We start from the raw sequence: 14,581 nt of genomic DNA on the forward strand, positions 1-14,581 counted from the left end.
GCAGTCCACCAGTCACGTTGTAGGCCGTTGCATTGGCTTGGATGCGACCTGCTCACCGCACTGGAATTCTCCCTGAAATTCACCGTGTCGTGTGCAGTTGATGGCTTGTGTAATATTGGTTGTGCCAATACCCAATGCGTTGTTGGTATTTACGCCCTGTGTATTAACCGTGGATTGGGCATTACCGTACTGCGTCTGTGCCATTACCACCAGTACTGCCAGTGCCGTTGCCAACGCTGTGATTACCAGTACGTACCTTACCAGCCCCATACCGGTCACGATGTGGGCGGGCATGCTACAAATAGGGTTTCTCCGTGGAATGTCTCGTGGGTTTACCTGGAACTTTGTACGCACGGGCAGGGAAGCCGCGTGTTGCGCATAACCCTTATTAATCTACCGTAGACTCCACTAGCGATGATTGAGTACGTGTTTAAGGGGCCGCTTGGCTATGGCTTGGTTTTTGTATTGATGGTTCTCGAGGGGATGTCACTGCCGGTGCCCAGTGAGGTTGTCATGCCACTCGTTGGTTACTACGCATCGTTGGGGCTTGTGGACCGGTCCTTGGCGTGTTGATTGGTACGTTCGGTAGTTTGGCTGGTTCATTAATTGATTATTACATAGCTACTACCTGGGTATACCGTTCCTGCTTAGGTATGGCAGGTTATTCGGCATTGATAGGGGTAAGCTCGATGTCCTGAGTAGGTGGTTTAACAGGTATGGCGTGGCTGCGGTATTTGGCTTTAGGTTCCTGCCTGGGTTTAGGGCGTTGATATCGTTCCCAGCGGGTCTTGCGGGCATGAGGGTTGCGGGCTTCGTTATTGTTACGTTCCTTGGGCATTTAATATGGGATTCGGTATTGGTCTACATTGGTTATGCGTTTGTGGGTCAATGGTTGGTCATAATAGGCTTAATTGATAAGTACCTGTACATCACTGCGCTCATTGTGGTAATTGTGATAATCACGTATGTAGTAGTTAGGCTCCGTTTTAAGTAATTCATCTTAACGATGCATCCGCCAAATGTCGTTATGGTGCGTTACAACGCATTTGAGTCACAGCAATGGGGGTTGGTGTGTTGAGTTGATTAATCACGTTTATTGCCAGGCTTTAGAAATTGATTGCTAATACCAACGTAATTAATCATCAGAGGATCCGATGCTCTCCTCCTACCGTGCCTCACGATCCTTATCCTAGTCCTTAGTGGTACGTGGAGTCCAACTCTCTCGAGTATTTGGTATAGTTCGTAGTCCTGGAGCTCACTCAGTTGACCGCTTAGGTGTAACTCCACGAGTTGTTTGAATACTTGAATGGCGGTATCACCATAGAGCCGCAGTGCATTGTCTATTATTTCCCCAGCCCTATCGCCCCTGGTCATCTGCCTAATCAATTGAATAACCTCATCGCGGGTGAGTTCACGCTTGGTAGTGGTCTTCTGCTGTGCCTTGTTTATCATTTCCATCATTATCTTCATCATTATCCTCCTCCTCTCTATCTCGTCTATGTCCGTGCCCATTGCAGATTAATAATTAATTATTAGCCCTTAAAAAGGCTTGGTTGCTTTCTCATTGTCGATAGCTTTATTAATTAACCCCCAGTAATTACTGTGTCGTGGAGTTACTCGTTAGTGTTAAGCCGATTAGGGACTTGCCAAGGCTGAGCGCAGCGGCGGAGCTTGACGTTAGGGGTTTCCCCGACCTTGATAAGTTCCTGCCTGCTCTCGCGGTGGAGCTTGAGGATCTTGGGCTTAGGATTGGGCAGGTTAGGGTTGGTTACCTAAGGAGGAGGGGTGATGCGGAGAGGTTCGTCGCACTCCTTGACTACTTGAATGTGGACTCCATGGTTGCTAGGCCTGGGATCAACGACGTGAATACACTGGCCGAACTCCTGGACGAAGCCTCGATGTACGGTGTCAGGGTCATTTGGGAGTTTGGCGTTGGTAGGTTCCTTAGGGATCCCAGCGAGGTTAATGAATTTGCGAACGAGGTCTCGCCGCATAGGCTTGGTCTCGCCCTTCACGTGGCCAGGGAGAGGGGTTTGAGGGATTTTGTCAGGAGGTTTGTGGAGTTGAGTGGGTACGTCAAGGCAGTGTATCTAAGCAATAAGAGGGCCGGCTCCTTTGGCCTGCCCATTTTCGAGGGTTCGATAGACTACCTGAGACTTATGAAGGTCCTCCAGGTGCTTAGGTATGACGAGAATGTGGTGCTGCACTACCTACGAGTTACTACGGCAGGTATAACACGGACCTTGAGGTACTTAACTCATTCATGAACTCCCTAGGTGGTGGCGGTGCTGATAGGAGGTTGATTAAGTCGATAGAGAGGATCGTGAGTGAGGTCCTCAATCAACAATGAATCTCCACTAGGCATTACCCTTGAGGATTCTCCTAGTCTCATTGAGCATTTTCTTAACCTTCTCAGCACCAACCCTGACGTAGTCCATGGTTAACCTTCCCTCGTGGAATCCCCATACATGTAGGTCATAGGCTGCATTCCAGCCGTCAACTACCCAATCACCCAACCTGCTTGCCAAGGTCTTACTAGCCATGCTTAGTAGGTACGTGTACCACCTACCCTCAGCCAAGAACCTTTCATACTCCCTAGTCCTAAACCTCTCGGCCAATGCTTTAACGATCTCCTCTGCGGCCTTGTACGCCTTCTCACTGGCTTGAACAGCATCGCCTTTGCTGGCGTACTCCTCGTACTCCATCATGTACTTCTCGGCGAGTTTGATCCTCTCGATTGAGCTTTCGTTAGGGTCCTTAACACTCAATGCATCTAGTAATAGGTCATTGATGTCGATCCCCCTCTCAATCAATTTCCTAATTAACTCCATTAACTCCTCCATTGCTAATTGATTCACGAGCCACATACTTAAGCACTTTCCCGCACTCATTCAATGGTAAGGATAGGGGATTCATTAATGATTACCTTCAATTTTTAGGTGCGTTAGTTTTTGAGGATTATTAGAATTCCCTAATTTCCTCGGGCGGTCTGTACCTGACCCTTGTGATCAGTGGTATGGCTAACGCGGTGAAGACCACGGTCCAAATAATGATTGAGGCGATGCCGTAGGTCAGTGGTATGGCCTTGCTTATCTCCATATAATTACTGCTTGTTGTTACTACTAATCGGCTTGGCATGTGGTTTAGGCCCATGTATACCGTGGCTATGGTCCCCATTATGCATGAATGGGTTGAGTAGTATAGCCCAATTGGGTAGTTTTAGGTATAGGTACATGAAGTATGATATGAAAACTATGAACATCGGTATCATGGACATCCTATATACCTGCCTTAAACTAGCATTCAACGAAGCCACGCCCAGCAAGAATAGGAGGGATCCCATGAATAAAAAGGTCAATAGGGACAAACCAATAACCTTAGCAATACCCAGCACTGGATCCTTGGGTAGTACGGCGGATAAGGGTATGTCGAACCCAAGGTAGTACCTAAAGCCTACATAGAATATAGCAATTGTTGAGGTAACGAGTAATAGCGATAGTACTAGTGATGGGATTACCATGCCGAGGTAGTACGATGTTATGAACTTTGTTGGTGTTAGCTACCATACCTGCGAAGGTACGCCATCCCAGCCGTTTGGTAAACCAGCATGAAGAGTAGCCCAATTAATACGCCGGACGGCTCATATGCTATGATTAGGCGGTCCAATCGCCGGTGTATAGCCTGACGGCTCATCCATGTATGGTTGTGGTAACTTGGGGAAGCCTTTGGTGAATAGGAAGGCGCCCATGATTATCCATAGCAACATGTACCCAACTCCCCAAAACAGCATGTTCCTATTCGTGAGCTCAGCCCTCACCAGGTACTTAGTGAGGCCCATGGGCATCACCCGATCAAGCCGTACAGCCTGTTTAGGCTACCCATCTCGGTGAATTTAATGCCCTTACCCTCAACTACGGAGTATGGTTTACCATTAATATAAATGGTTAATGCATCCTTAACTTCGCCCTCAACTATGCCGGAGTTGAGCAATTTATCCACGCCAATGGGTCCATAGACCCTACCCTCTATAACCAAGTACGCATCCATGGACCCGAAGGACTTAAGCACGTCCAACTCATGGGTCACTATCAACCCCTCCTCGCCATACTCAAGGAGTAGGCTGGATATCACGCTCCTCCTAGCCGGGTCCACGTTCTCGAATGGTTCATCTATCATTATGGCCCTGGGTCTCGAGGCAAGGGTTAAGGCCAACCTAATAATCACTGACTGCCCGGCCGAGAGCCCGTGGACTGGCTTCCTTGCTATTGACTCATAGCTAATGTTGAACCTACTCAGTATCCTCCTGAACTCATTCACGTCGACGCCCTTAAGGTCCTCAAATACCTCCAGTAGTCCCGACACGGTCATGGCCATTTGGTAAATCTCGGGCAGGTTGCAGGCAAGTGTAGGTAGTTAACGACTTCATTGACCTCAACCCCATCAACCTTGATACTACCCTCGTAGGGTATTAACCCACAGATCGCCCTCAGTAACGTTGTCTTGCCGCTCCCGTTTGGTCCCAGCACGACTGCTTCCCGCTAATGTTCATGTTTATGTTCGATACCCTGAAGGCCCCGTTCCCCACCGTGATGTTTACGTTTCTCAACTCAATCATAGTTAATGAAGTGCTACTACGGTGCTTTATAAGGGCATTGAAAGTTCACGCCAGTGAACTACCTAAATACTTTAAGGTGGCTTTGTCGGTGTTGGTTTGTGGAGCGTGATGCCATTCAATTGATCAGTGAGGCTAATAGGATAGCCTTTAGGGTTGCGAGGATTGAGTATAGGAAGGCGATTGGTCTTGCATACATCTATTGGTCCACGATGACGTTCATATACACTATTTTATACGTGGCTATATATGAATTTGGTGTCACGGCATTAATGAACAATATAGGTTATGTAATTATACCGGCGGTAGTGGACATTTCGTATGGCTTGATTTTCGTCCTAACCATAGTTAAGCGATTTAAGAGGGCATTTATAATCGCTAACCCTAATTACCCTAAGACGTCGCGATGGAAATACTTACTAAAAACGTATATTGGGCTAATACTAGTAATAATATTCGTAGGCGCATATACGGTATTGAGTTTCATGCCAGTCTCGGCGACGTATACGTTGGCTTCCATGGTTTTGAACACCTCCTTCGCGTTTGTCGTAGTGTTCTTCCTCATGTATAGGCCAATGGTGGGTCTCGGCGTTAAGGTTAGGTATTACGACTACCTGGCGTGGGTTACCTACATAGTCTCGGTGTTATTGGGTCCACTGTACTACGTGGCTTACTACGTATACCCGGTCTTCTGGATCTTTGCGGGTACGATGTCGCTGCTTGAGGTGATTGAGGGTGGACGAGATTGAGGAGTTAATGAGATTACTTAAGGATAGGGCGCTCAATAACAGTGTTAGGTTGGGTATATTATTGGCTTTGTACTACGTTGGTGATTACATGACATTTAACGACCTATGGAGGTCCCTGGGCATACCAAAGAGTACACTGCACAAGCACCTAACCATACTCAGGGATAGTGGGTTGATTGAGTATAAAAGGGGTATAACGATCATCGGCGTTAGGACAATTGTGAGACTGACCGACGAGGGTAAGGCCGTGGTCAGGAAGTACCTCGAGTTGGTTAGTAGGCTTGACCATGGCCGATAGGCTTAATAACTAACGGGGGGAGTTAGTTACTAACCGGGGGAGTTAGCCGTGCTATTTAGCCTAGAGCCTAAGGCAACTAGGCGTGAGCTTTATGATAGGGATCGTGAGCTTAATGAATTGAGTGGTAGTGTTGATAGGGGTGATAGGATTGTTGTGGTTTATGGTATTAGGAGGGTTGGTAAGACGAGCCTTGTCAGGGCATTCCTAAGCGAGGCTCGGCACCCGTACGTGTTGGTTGATGTTAGGCAGGTATACTTCACTGAGGGTAGTGTTAGTGCCAATGTCCTGGTTAGGTATGTGTTGGATGGGTTTAGGGAGTTCATGGGTAGAAGAGATAGACTTTGGGCGAGTCTTAGGGATGTTCTTAGGGGTATTGATTGGGTTAGGGTCAGCCCTGGTGGTGTTGAGGTTAGACTTTCCCGGAGGTCTAGGGTTGATTTGACGGAGTTGTTCAGGGCAATTGATGAGTGGTGTGAACATAACTCAACTAGGTTCGTAATCGTCCTCGATGAGGCCCAGTACATGAGGTTCTCGAACATTAGGTATGACGGTGTCCTTGCGTGGGCCTATGATAACCTGGGCAGGGTAACCTTCATAGTGACTGGTAGTGAGGTTGGTGTGCTCAGGGACTTCCTCAGGTTGAGGATCCCGAGGCGCCACTCTTCGGTAGGTACATTAAGGAGATTTACGTGGATAGATTCAATAAGGATGCCAGCCTAGACTTCCTTAGGAGGGGATTTGCGGAGCTAGGCGTGGCCGTTGGTGAGGGTGAGTTGGTCGAGGTTTATGAGCACTTGGATGGGGTTGTCGGTTGGTTGACGCTTTACGGCTACCTCAGGGGTGTTGAGGGACTTAGCCATAAGGAGGCCCTGGCTAGGGTCCTCAATGATGGGGCTAGGCTCGTGCTTAGTGAACTTGAGGCCCTAATCAAGCCGTCCAGGGCTAGGTACCTAGCCATACTCGGTGCCGTGGCTCATGGCTCAATACGTGGAGTGAGATTAGGCGTTATGTCGAGGTTAGGACCGGCTATATCGCCGATTCCGTCTTTAACAGGCTTTTGATGAACCTCATTAGGTACGGCTACCTGGGTAAGGCCGGCGACGCCTACGTCATACAGGACCCAATGGTTGCCAGGGCCGTGGCTAACGTTAGTATTGGTTAGGAAGGCTTTTTAATGATTGGAGGGGTTGTAGTTAATTGGAGGGGCTATAGTCATGTTGTTTGACGAGAGACCTAAGATGAGTAGGTGGATTTGTTTGATAGGGATTGGGAATTGAATGAGATACTGAGGAACATTGAGAGGCCCATTATCGTGGTGACCGGGATTAGGAGGATTGGGAAGACATCAATCATAAACGTGGCCCTCAACGAGGCCGGCATACCCTACGTAATAATTGACTGCAGGTCCCTTAGGGATAATTATGGCAGGGCAGACCTGTACCGCCTGATCTCCAACGCCCTATCCTCAAGCCTAGACAAACTCATTGATGTGTTGAGGATGATCAGGGGCATATCAATAATGGGTAATGCCGTCGAGATCAGGTGGAGGGGTAAGGAGCAAGTCAGCATAGCGGAGCTTTTCGACAGGCTTAATGAGAGGAGAGTCGTGATAGCCTTCGATGAGGCGCAACGGTTGAGGGGTCCATTGTCGAGCGAGGTCCTCAACGCCTTGGCTCACGCCTACGACTTCGACCGCAACATAACCTTCATACTCACGGGCTCGGAGGTCGGCCTACTTTATGACTTCATCGGCGTTGAAGACCCAAGCTCACCACTGTTTGGTAGGTACTTCCACGAAATCGTTGTGGAGAGGTTTAGCCGCGATGACTCCGTGGAGTTCCTCATGAGGGGCTTCAGGGAGTTGGGCATTGACGAGCCTAGGAATATTCTCGAGGACTTCGTGGAGTCATTCGATGGCATACCCGGCTGGCTAGTCTACGCAGCCAACGCCTACGTCAGGGGCGTTAGGGACTTTGTAGAAATTAAGGAGGCAGCCATTAGGGAGACCATGAGCGAGCTTGAGAACTTAATCAGGGCTAAGGCGAATTACTCAACCATCAACGCTAGGAGGACGACTTTAGTCCTTAGGTGCATCGCCACGGGCAGCAACTCCTGGACCAAGGTGACTAGGTGTGTGGAGGAGTTCGAGGGAGTGTCGATATCACCTACGTCGCTTAGTAACGTTGTAAAGGCCCTGGAGAGGTTGAGCATAATCAGGGATTACCAGTTCCTGGACCCAATGTATAGGGAGGCAGCGATGAGACTTAGTATTCCCACAACAATCACCTAAGCCTATAAGTAATTAATTAACCACGGAAATACCTATCCTGCACCTCCTCAGACTCCCTCTCAAACTCCTCAAAAGTAACCTCAGCAAACTTCCTCACACGCAGCGCATATTCAAATGGGTCCTCAACACGCTCAATGACTATCCTATTGCCCTCAACCCTCAAGACAACGTAATCACCCTCAGAAATCCCCACAGCCTCAGAAATAGCCTTGGGAATATATATGGTATTCTTCCTAGAAACCCTAACCCTAGCCTCAAGCATACATCAATGAGTCAAGATATCTGAGCTTTAAATCCTTCTGAGAAAATGGTATCGTGATTAGTTTATAAAGAATTAAGCAGTTAAACCTATTCTTCAAGCGGTGGTTTATCTTCGGGTTAAGGATGCCGCAAGCAAGGGAATGCGTATTAGCATTGTTGAGAACTTCCTAAGGTGGATTTGCAGCGCTATTTAAGACTTGGTATTTCTACATGGTGCTTAATGCAAAGGCCTTCACGGACTCATCAGCCTGGTAATTAACGTAAACTATACCCCAATTAGCCTGCCCAGCACCGTTGGTGCCGGCCACGCCAAACACGTAATTACCACTGGCTGGTGGCGTGAAGTAGCCGTTTAGGTTCAGCGTGAAGCTTGCTGATTGTCCGGTGTTCATGTCGTAGGCAATGCCGCTCAGGGTGTTTGTGCTTGGGTTGTAACTCACGGTGATACATATGTAATCACCTGGGTTGGGCTGGAAGTAGCCAGTTCCAATACCGTCCCAACCGTGGTATGGAGAGCCCAGGTTAGGCGATGGGTATGGATTAATAACTACGTACATAAAGAAGTAAAAATAATATGTTGAGACCACCCAAACATTCCACTGACCAGTGGCGCCGTTGGTCGTGTATGCGTATTGCCAGAGTGGGTTCCACTCAATGACCAAGTAAGTTGATGAGCTTTGTGGGAACATGACGTCGCCCTGCACAGGCGATACTATAAAGCCTGTATATGTGTTAGATGCCCTGTAAGGTATTGTGTAGTTAGAGGCGCTGTTAATGCCCCACGCGGTTGGTTTTAGGAATAGGTAGACTATGTACCCATCACCAACGTAGGGGTAGGCTCGCGAGGAGCTTGGCGTCCCGTTGTTAGAGTACACACCGATCATCGTTATGGTGATTGTACCACCACTGTAGTACTCCTGCCAAAACATGGCGCCCGAGGACCAACTATACGCTGAACTAACCATCTTTAGGATGGGCTGGTTAATGCTGGTTGATATGTAGTACCAGTAGTTACTTGGTGATGTGGATGGTCCGTAATAAACAGGCCAGGAAGTGGTGAAGCTACCTTGATCATCGCCTTGGTAAACATGGGGCACATACCACGCCTGATATCCATCGAGCAGGTTCATGACATCCGCACTAGGTGCCTGTATGGTCTCGGTGAAGGTGTAAATGTACGTCACACCACCCGCAGGTGTGTAGTTGTATGTTCCGTAGAGCGTGATTGGGCTTGTTAATGGTGTTGTTATCGTGGCATTCTCGTAAAGCATGTAGGTACCCACACCGAGACTTAGAGAACCCGTGCCTGGGTAGATCGTTGTCCCGTTAACGCTGGCACTACTTACGTAGTTATTGGGCTTTATCCCCATGGTTAGTTTACCGCCGTAGTAAGTACTTAGTTTAACCAGTGGTGTTGGTACGTGTATTACGTATCCATTTGCCGTGCTTAGAGTGATAGCGGTTATGGTTGATGAGAAGCCCGTGCTAGTGGGTTGCCAGGAACTTACTACACCGCAGGGGCTTGAGTACGAACCAGCCGCCGTGGATATTATGGTCTTAGTATTCGAGCCTACGGCTGCGTTATATACGTAGATTACGTCAGCGATTACTGCGATTAGAAACAATAATGTAATAACCATAGCCACAACCGCCAATGTTAGGTAGAGATTACTCCTCGGCATACTCAACAACCTCGGTCACTAAGCCCTTCAGCGACTCCTTAATTGCTTCACAAATAGCGTAGGCAATGGCATCCTCCATGCCTGTCTCAACCCCACCATTGACCTTGGCATTACCCACCTTATTAAGTGAAAGCATGACCTTACCACCAGCAACCTTAATGACCAAGTCACCCACAGCAATCCCATCCTGAACCTCCACATATGGAATGCCAAGCCTATCAAGTGCCTGCCTAATCGCCGTGAGTGCGCCGTACTCCCTAACAGCCACTGGCAGGGACCAGCGCCTAAGCCTTAACCACCTAGCCCTGGTGAACATGTTGAGTAAGGCTATGGCTACGGCGGCAATCAATAGGTAAGTCGGAATGCCGAGAGCCGACGTATGGGGCAATTCTATGTATGCATAGCCATTGGGTGTCGGCGCGATAACGAATCCCCTCACCTGTAGGTACCTCTGTTGGAAGAGTATTGTGTCAATAAGCATTGTTAGTGATAGCACAGCCAGCAAAGCCGATAGATAAAGCGAGTAAACACTCCTCCTCCAAATAATGGGAACTAGGGCAGAGTCTATCGAGAAAACAAGCACCAGGTAAACAGTGGGTGGTGGGACCACATACGTGGTCCCGAAGAAGGTTATGACGAAGCCCCAGGGCATCAACCTAAGGCTGTAATTAGACCCTGAGACAGTCCAGGCAGGGATGAGTAGCCAGGATATCAGAAAGGCGAGGACCAGGGCGAGTAGGATAAGCACCTCAACCCTCATGATGAACCACCCTCAATCTTAATAATTCTTATGAATAACGTGAACTCAGTGACATTACCCGTTGGGTAGACGTAGGTGATGCTTGTGGGCATGTAGAGCGTGTAATAAACGCCGGGCTCCACGGCACAGCCGTATATGTAGGTATAACCCATACCGCCAGGTTTAATGGGAAGCTCCACCTTGACTACGTGGTTACCAGGCGGGATACTTAGACCTACATCGAACACGTGGTTTACCGTGCTAAAGACGTATTGGTGGGTATACGTCGTGAATAATGAGACGTTAACCGCGTAATTAATGATTGCCGGAACAACCAGTGACGTGTTGAGGTATACCGTGAGTGTGCAATTCACGTATGTGAAGTTCGTAATGCTTATCGAATTAACAACGTGTATAGGCACAATATCAAAGAAGGCGATGTATGCCTTACTACCGTTTAAGTAACCGTAAATCATGCCCTTAACACCAACATTGCTCAAGCCAATGTACTGGGGCGTCAGGGGTAGCACCGCAAATAAGCCGTTACTGACGTTACTGTATTGACCAGTATCCACGACCTCAACCCAACCACCAACCGGCGTGAAGTCTAGACCTCCCTGTTTAATAATCGCCAACTTAATGTATACGCCCGTACTCGTAACATTAATGGATGAAACCTTAACATATGGAACATTACTCAATGATACCTGCCTAACAATGGAGGGAGCCAACACGGCACTACCCCAAATGGCAATTAGGGCAAGGAGGATGAGGGGTATGGAAACAAGGAGGAAAATTTTTAGGTTTTGACTTAAGGTCACAAGGTGCTCACCTTTATGGTGGTAAGACTACCGTGTTGCTGACTACGTCGTAACCGAAGTTCACGGTAACAGTCTCACTATAAGTACTGTGTATTGGCGTGTTTGGAGTCACGTATATGTTTACATAGTACGTAGTACCACTACTCAATGTGCAGGATGTGGTGGGCACAGTCGTGCTGCCCCCATTAAGTACTTGGAATGTGCACACTGGCGAGTTTGGGCTTGATATTGGGGCTATGTAGATGGTCATACCACTTATCATGCCAGAGCCGCTAGTCGAGACACTAGTAACGTATAAGGTGCCACCTGTATTAACCGTCAACTCACCGGCCTCGTAGAAGTATGCGGCGCTCGAGTTGGTTAATGCTATGGTGGCTGTGAAGCCTGTGCCTCCGCTAGTCCCTGTGAAGTTTATGAATGGTTCAGCGGCTGTGTTGGACGGACCGGCATTAGGACCTGTGGAGAAGACGAGCGGCGTGGTTGTGTACGGTTTGGCCGTTATTTGGCCTGTGTATATGTATATCACGTCAGCCAACACCACAGTAGCCACTGCAGCCAGTACTATCATTGCTAGCACTGCGAGCCTCCTCTTATTCAGTTTATTATTGGCCATATCGTCCCCTATTTTTCAATCCTATTTATAAATCTTTCTTTCTTTTTCTCCTTGCGTTTAATTAAGTTATTTTAAGTTGTGATTGTTTTTGAAATCTTTGCTATCTTAGTTAATTTTACGCATTTCGTTTTCCTTAGTTTAAAAACTAAGTAGAAATGTGTATGTTCTAGGTAGTTTGGGCTTTGGGCTTAATCACTCTATTGAGGATATTGTTGCATCTATTAGTAGGTACATTACGTAACCCATCACCGGTGAGTATACCATTGTTGTTATTAGGAGGACTAGGGTTGGGTCGAGGGCTATGGGTCCTAGGTATATAGGGCCTAGTGGTGTTATTGTGACTATGATGAGGACTAGGAGTATTGGTAGGAGTAGCGCCACGACCAGGTACATCTCCATGAATAAACTGAGTACCTGGGTGGTGCTTCTCAACTTATTATACTTATTCCTAATTAGGTATTCGAGCTTAAGCATTAGTATGTCGGCTAGGTTAGCACTAACTAGGTAGGTCTCTGCGATTAGTCCGAATACCTCACTATACGTCCTTGATGGGACACGGTTGAGGCTTAACCTCAATGCCGTGAGTACGTCCATGCCGCCCTCCCTCACATCCCTAAGTATTAACTTAAACTCCCTGGCTATGTACGGGTCCCTCTCAATGCTCGCTAAAGTACTTATTAACTCCTCAAGAGTAACACCACTCGCCACCAGGGGTATCATCATCATCAACGTATTAGCCAGGCGCTTCTCAAAGTGACTAGCCCTTACGTAAACCTTGGCATTAATGTACATCAACACGGATAGGTAGTCAATGAGTAATACAATAATCATGATGAGTAGGATACTCCTCATGACCATTATTGGCACCAATGCATAGGCCAGGGTTAATATTGCAGCTATGAATGGTACATACGTGACTAATAAGGTTACGAAGTCCCTGTTGAAGTCATAACCACTGAGCATGTAGAGCCTATTAACGTAGTCATTAACCCAACGCCTATAGGCCGTCAATGGGTTAATCAAGGCAGTTCACCGCTGACTACGGCCCTATACGTCCTCTCAGGGTCAATGTAGTAATTCCTCGTGACCCTAAAGACGGCCTCCGGAGACCTAAATCCATACCTAGCCATGGCTTTCATGATCTCACCCCTCCTCTTAAGCTCGGTATCCACTTCCTCCTGCGATACCCTACCCATCCTGATTAAGTCAGCTATTAAAGCGCTGTCGCCCAACTTAACGATAGCATCCTTATCTTTATTCCACCTAAATAGTGTGTTTGTCTTTAGGCTACCCCTGGCTATGTCGAGGAGCTCAGTCACGTCGATGACACGCCTAACAATCCTACCACCCACCTTAACCCTATTAATGAGTATGAAGACGTTAATCAATGGTATAAGGGCCGGCGGCACATTCATCGGCTTAGCATCAACCTCCTCACGGCAGCATTCAGGGAACTGGCGTGTATCGTGGTTAAGCCATTATGACCACTGGCCAGTCCCTGGAAGAAAACATAAGCCTCCTCACCCCTAAGCTCACCAATGACTAGGTAGTCAGGCCTTATCCTCATCGAGACTTTGACCAAGTCGTAAGCCGTAACATTCTGCACGCCAGGCGTCTCGGACTCCCTAGTGACCAGTGGGACCCACTGCTCATGCGGTAGATTAATCTCCCTAGTATCCTCAATGGTCACAATCCTAGCCTCGGGTCTTATTAGGAATAGTAATGCATTAAGCAATGTTGTTTTACCTGCGCCAGTCGGCCCAATAATCACCATGTTAATCCCATTCTCAAGCATGAACCATAGAGTCGCAGCCACCTCAGCATTGATTACACCATCAATTATTAAATCAATGACGGTTATGGGGTTAGCCCTAAACTTCCTAATGGTGATTATTGGACCATATGGCGATACATCCCTAAGACCAAGCTCAACCCTAAGGCCCTCAGGCAGTAATCCCTCGAGTATTGGGTATGCCGAGCTAACGTTCTTACCAATCCTCTGACTAATCTTCACAATGAGACTACCCAACTCGTCATGACTAAGGATGATGTTGGTCCTAAGGTGCTCATACCTGCTGTGCCATACGTAGACCGGTTTATTGGGTCCGTTGACGTTGACGTCCTCGATATAGTCATCCCTGATTAATGGGTCAATCTTACCATAACCCACCGTATCCCGTAGCAAGTAATACATTACTCCTTTCAACTCATCATCACTTAACCTAATCCTCAATCTACTCATCACCTCATTAATTAATGACCTTAGGTAACCCTCAACATCATTGCCCTCAGGTAGTTTATTACTCATCCTTAGTACTTCCCTCGACTTCGTAAGCACCTTACCCGCATTATCACTGAGTATTGGCTCAATCACGTTGTACAGGTAAAGCCCGGTTTTTCTATCCCTAACAATAACTACACCAACCAATCCCTTAATGACCTCGTACTCATCAATTAACTCAACCTCTTCCTTAAACACCAAGTATTATTTTAATTCATCAGGTTATAAATTTTTA

General features: G+C 47.6%; 22 protein-coding genes and 1 pseudogene. 7 read left to right on the top strand and 16 right to left on the bottom strand.

Annotated elements, in window-relative coordinates; translation table 11 throughout:
- Positions 1 to 12: 12 nt before the first annotated feature.
- Positions 13 to 270, bottom strand: coding sequence for a hypothetical protein (locus tag JCM14467_RS00780; protein WP_252900279.1), 258 nt, complete (start codon positions 268 to 270; stop codon positions 13 to 15).
- A 147-nt stretch (positions 271 to 417) separates the two neighbouring features.
- Between JCM14467_RS00780 and JCM14467_RS19675 the strand changes: the two are divergent.
- Positions 418 to 994 (top strand): annotated as a pseudogene (locus JCM14467_RS19675) (DedA family protein).
- An 89-nt stretch (positions 995 to 1,083) separates the two neighbouring features.
- Here JCM14467_RS19675 and JCM14467_RS00790 read toward each other — a convergent pair.
- A complete protein-coding gene (locus JCM14467_RS00790; protein WP_252900281.1) occupies positions 1,084 to 1,512 on the bottom strand; it encodes a DNA-binding protein in 429 nt (142 codons plus the stop codon).
- Between the two features lie 95 nt (positions 1,513 to 1,607).
- Here JCM14467_RS00790 and JCM14467_RS00795 point away from each other — a divergent pair, with 95 nt between their 5' ends.
- Complete coding sequence (locus tag JCM14467_RS00795) at positions 1,608 to 2,267, top strand: sugar phosphate isomerase/epimerase family protein (protein WP_252900282.1); 660 nt, start codon at positions 1,608 to 1,610, stop codon at positions 2,265 to 2,267.
- Between the two features lie 90 nt (positions 2,268 to 2,357).
- On the opposite strand, the gene JCM14467_RS00800 is transcribed toward JCM14467_RS00795, so the two are convergent.
- The 6 genes from JCM14467_RS00800 to JCM14467_RS14620 form a co-directional block, all read right to left on the bottom strand.
- The gene (locus JCM14467_RS00800; RefSeq protein WP_054848777.1) at positions 2,358 to 2,843 is read right to left on the bottom strand and encodes a PaREP1 family protein; all 486 of its coding nucleotides are present in this window, start codon (positions 2,841 to 2,843) and stop codon (positions 2,358 to 2,360) included.
- 118 nt (positions 2,844 to 2,961) lie between these two features.
- Entirely contained in the window at positions 2,962 to 3,099 is a 138-nt protein-coding gene (locus JCM14467_RS14615) for a hypothetical protein (protein WP_252900284.1), read from the bottom strand.
- Between the two features lie 4 nt (positions 3,100 to 3,103).
- Entirely contained in the window at positions 3,104 to 3,520 is a 417-nt protein-coding gene (locus JCM14467_RS00805) for a hypothetical protein (protein WP_054848778.1), read from the bottom strand.
- A 120-nt stretch (positions 3,521 to 3,640) separates the two neighbouring features.
- Positions 3,641 to 3,844 carry a hypothetical protein gene (locus JCM14467_RS00810; protein WP_054848779.1) on the bottom strand — a complete coding sequence of 68 codons (204 nt, stop codon included), beginning with the start codon at positions 3,842 to 3,844 and terminating at the stop codon, positions 3,641 to 3,643.
- Positions 3,844 to 4,374, bottom strand: coding sequence for a hypothetical protein (locus JCM14467_RS00815; RefSeq protein WP_252900285.1), 531 nt, complete (start codon positions 4,372 to 4,374; stop codon positions 3,844 to 3,846). Before JCM14467_RS00815 ends, JCM14467_RS00810 begins: the two co-directional genes overlap by 1 nt.
- Positions 4,365 to 4,526, bottom strand: coding sequence for an ATP-binding cassette domain-containing protein (locus tag JCM14467_RS14620; RefSeq protein ID WP_252900286.1), 162 nt, complete (start codon positions 4,524 to 4,526; stop codon positions 4,365 to 4,367). The genes JCM14467_RS00815 and JCM14467_RS14620 overlap by 10 nt, the downstream gene beginning before the upstream one ends.
- 142 nt (positions 4,527 to 4,668) lie before the next feature.
- Here JCM14467_RS14620 and JCM14467_RS00820 point away from each other — a divergent pair, with 142 nt between their 5' ends.
- The 5 genes from JCM14467_RS00820 to JCM14467_RS00840 all read left to right on the top strand — a co-directional run bounded on the left by JCM14467_RS00820 (position 4,669) and on the right by JCM14467_RS00840 (position 7,949).
- Positions 4,669 to 5,361, top strand: coding sequence for a hypothetical protein (locus JCM14467_RS00820; RefSeq protein WP_252900287.1), 693 nt, complete (start codon positions 4,669 to 4,671; stop codon positions 5,359 to 5,361).
- On the top strand, positions 5,348 to 5,659 hold the full coding sequence (locus tag JCM14467_RS00825; protein WP_054848781.1) for an ArsR/SmtB family transcription factor: 312 nt from the start codon (positions 5,348 to 5,350) through the stop codon (positions 5,657 to 5,659). The genes JCM14467_RS00820 and JCM14467_RS00825 overlap by 14 nt, the downstream gene beginning before the upstream one ends.
- 48 nt (positions 5,660 to 5,707) lie before the next feature.
- Positions 5,708 to 6,379 (top strand): AAA family ATPase, encoded by a 672-nt coding sequence (locus JCM14467_RS00830; protein ID WP_054848782.1) that lies wholly within the window; start codon positions 5,708 to 5,710, stop codon positions 6,377 to 6,379.
- Complete coding sequence (locus JCM14467_RS00835; RefSeq protein WP_054848783.1) at positions 6,349 to 6,720, top strand: ATP-binding protein; 372 nt, start codon at positions 6,349 to 6,351, stop codon at positions 6,718 to 6,720. Before JCM14467_RS00830 ends, JCM14467_RS00835 begins: the two co-directional genes overlap by 31 nt.
- A gap of 185 nt (positions 6,721 to 6,905) precedes the next feature.
- Positions 6,906 to 7,949 carry an AAA family ATPase gene (locus JCM14467_RS00840; RefSeq protein ID WP_252900288.1) on the top strand — a complete coding sequence of 348 codons (1,044 nt, stop codon included), beginning with the start codon at positions 6,906 to 6,908 and terminating at the stop codon, positions 7,947 to 7,949.
- A 16-nt stretch (positions 7,950 to 7,965) separates the two neighbouring features.
- Here the strand turns inward: JCM14467_RS00840 and JCM14467_RS00845 are convergent, their stop codons facing one another.
- The 8 genes from JCM14467_RS00845 to JCM14467_RS00875 form a co-directional block, all read right to left on the bottom strand.
- The gene (locus tag JCM14467_RS00845; RefSeq protein WP_054848784.1) at positions 7,966 to 8,211 is read right to left on the bottom strand and encodes an AbrB/MazE/SpoVT family DNA-binding domain-containing protein; all 246 of its coding nucleotides are present in this window, start codon (positions 8,209 to 8,211) and stop codon (positions 7,966 to 7,968) included.
- Positions 8,212 to 8,416: 205 nt separating this feature from the next.
- The gene (locus JCM14467_RS00850) at positions 8,417 to 9,892 is read right to left on the bottom strand and encodes a PA14 domain-containing protein (protein WP_252900289.1); all 1,476 of its coding nucleotides are present in this window, start codon (positions 9,890 to 9,892) and stop codon (positions 8,417 to 8,419) included.
- The gene (locus tag JCM14467_RS00855; RefSeq protein ID WP_054848786.1) at positions 9,879 to 10,652 is read right to left on the bottom strand and encodes a hypothetical protein; all 774 of its coding nucleotides are present in this window, start codon (positions 10,650 to 10,652) and stop codon (positions 9,879 to 9,881) included. The genes JCM14467_RS00850 and JCM14467_RS00855 overlap by 14 nt, the downstream gene beginning before the upstream one ends.
- A complete protein-coding gene (locus JCM14467_RS00860; RefSeq protein WP_252900290.1) occupies positions 10,649 to 11,365 on the bottom strand; it encodes a hypothetical protein in 717 nt (238 codons plus the stop codon). Before JCM14467_RS00860 ends, JCM14467_RS00855 begins: the two co-directional genes overlap by 4 nt.
- Before the next feature lie 100 nt (positions 11,366 to 11,465).
- Positions 11,466 to 12,065, bottom strand: coding sequence for a hypothetical protein (locus JCM14467_RS00865; protein ID WP_054848788.1), 600 nt, complete (start codon positions 12,063 to 12,065; stop codon positions 11,466 to 11,468).
- Positions 12,066 to 12,257: 192 nt separating this feature from the next.
- Entirely contained in the window at positions 12,258 to 13,088 is an 831-nt protein-coding gene (locus JCM14467_RS00870) for a type II secretion system F family protein (RefSeq protein ID WP_054848789.1), read from the bottom strand.
- A complete protein-coding gene (locus tag JCM14467_RS14625) occupies positions 13,085 to 13,480 on the bottom strand; it encodes a hypothetical protein (protein WP_252900291.1) in 396 nt (131 codons plus the stop codon). Before JCM14467_RS14625 ends, JCM14467_RS00870 begins: the two co-directional genes overlap by 4 nt.
- On the bottom strand, positions 13,477 to 14,544 hold the full coding sequence (locus tag JCM14467_RS00875) for a type II/IV secretion system ATPase subunit (protein WP_252900292.1): 1,068 nt from the start codon (positions 14,542 to 14,544) through the stop codon (positions 13,477 to 13,479). The genes JCM14467_RS14625 and JCM14467_RS00875 overlap by 4 nt, the downstream gene beginning before the upstream one ends.
- Between the last annotated feature and the right edge of the window lie 37 nt (positions 14,545 to 14,581).

It is taken from the genome of Vulcanisaeta sp. JCM 14467 (assembly GCF_001316245.1).
GTDB lineage: Archaea > Thermoproteota > Thermoprotei > Thermoproteales > Thermocladiaceae > Vulcanisaeta.

Excerpts from the sequence above, each read along its gene's own strand:
- JCM14467_RS00810 (WP_054848779.1), bottom strand. The coding sequence starts at position 3,844 with ATGCCCATGGGCCTCACTAAGTACCTGGTGAGGGCTGAGCTCACGAAT.
- JCM14467_RS00790 (WP_252900281.1), bottom strand. The coding sequence starts at position 1,512 with ATGGGCACGGACATAGACGAGATAGAGAGGAGGAGGATAATGATGAAG.
- JCM14467_RS00815 (WP_252900285.1), bottom strand. The coding sequence starts at position 4,374 with ATGGCCATGACCGTGTCGGGACTACTGGAGGTATTTGAGGACCTTAAG.
- JCM14467_RS00780 (WP_252900279.1), bottom strand. The coding sequence starts at position 270 with ATGGGGCTGGTAAGGTACGTACTGGTAATCACAGCGTTGGCAACGGCA.
- JCM14467_RS00800 (WP_054848777.1), bottom strand. The coding sequence starts at position 2,843 with ATGGAGGAGTTAATGGAGTTAATTAGGAAATTGATTGAGAGGGGGATC.
- JCM14467_RS00805 (WP_054848778.1), bottom strand. The coding sequence starts at position 3,520 with ATGGTAATCCCATCACTAGTACTATCGCTATTACTCGTTACCTCAACA.
- JCM14467_RS00865 (WP_054848788.1), bottom strand. The coding sequence starts at position 12,065 with ATGGCCAATAATAAACTGAATAAGAGGAGGCTCGCAGTGCTAGCAATG.
- JCM14467_RS00855 (WP_054848786.1), bottom strand. The coding sequence starts at position 10,652 with ATGAGGGTTGAGGTGCTTATCCTACTCGCCCTGGTCCTCGCCTTTCTG.
- JCM14467_RS14615 (WP_252900284.1), bottom strand. The coding sequence starts at position 3,099 with ATGGAGATAAGCAAGGCCATACCACTGACCTACGGCATCGCCTCAATC.
- JCM14467_RS00850 (WP_252900289.1), bottom strand. The coding sequence starts at position 9,892 with ATGCCGAGGAGTAATCTCTACCTAACATTGGCGGTTGTGGCTATGGTT.
- JCM14467_RS00845 (WP_054848784.1), bottom strand. The coding sequence starts at position 8,211 with ATGCTTGAGGCTAGGGTTAGGGTTTCTAGGAAGAATACCATATATATT.
- JCM14467_RS14625 (WP_252900291.1), bottom strand. The coding sequence starts at position 13,480 with ATGAATGTGCCGCCGGCCCTTATACCATTGATTAACGTCTTCATACTC.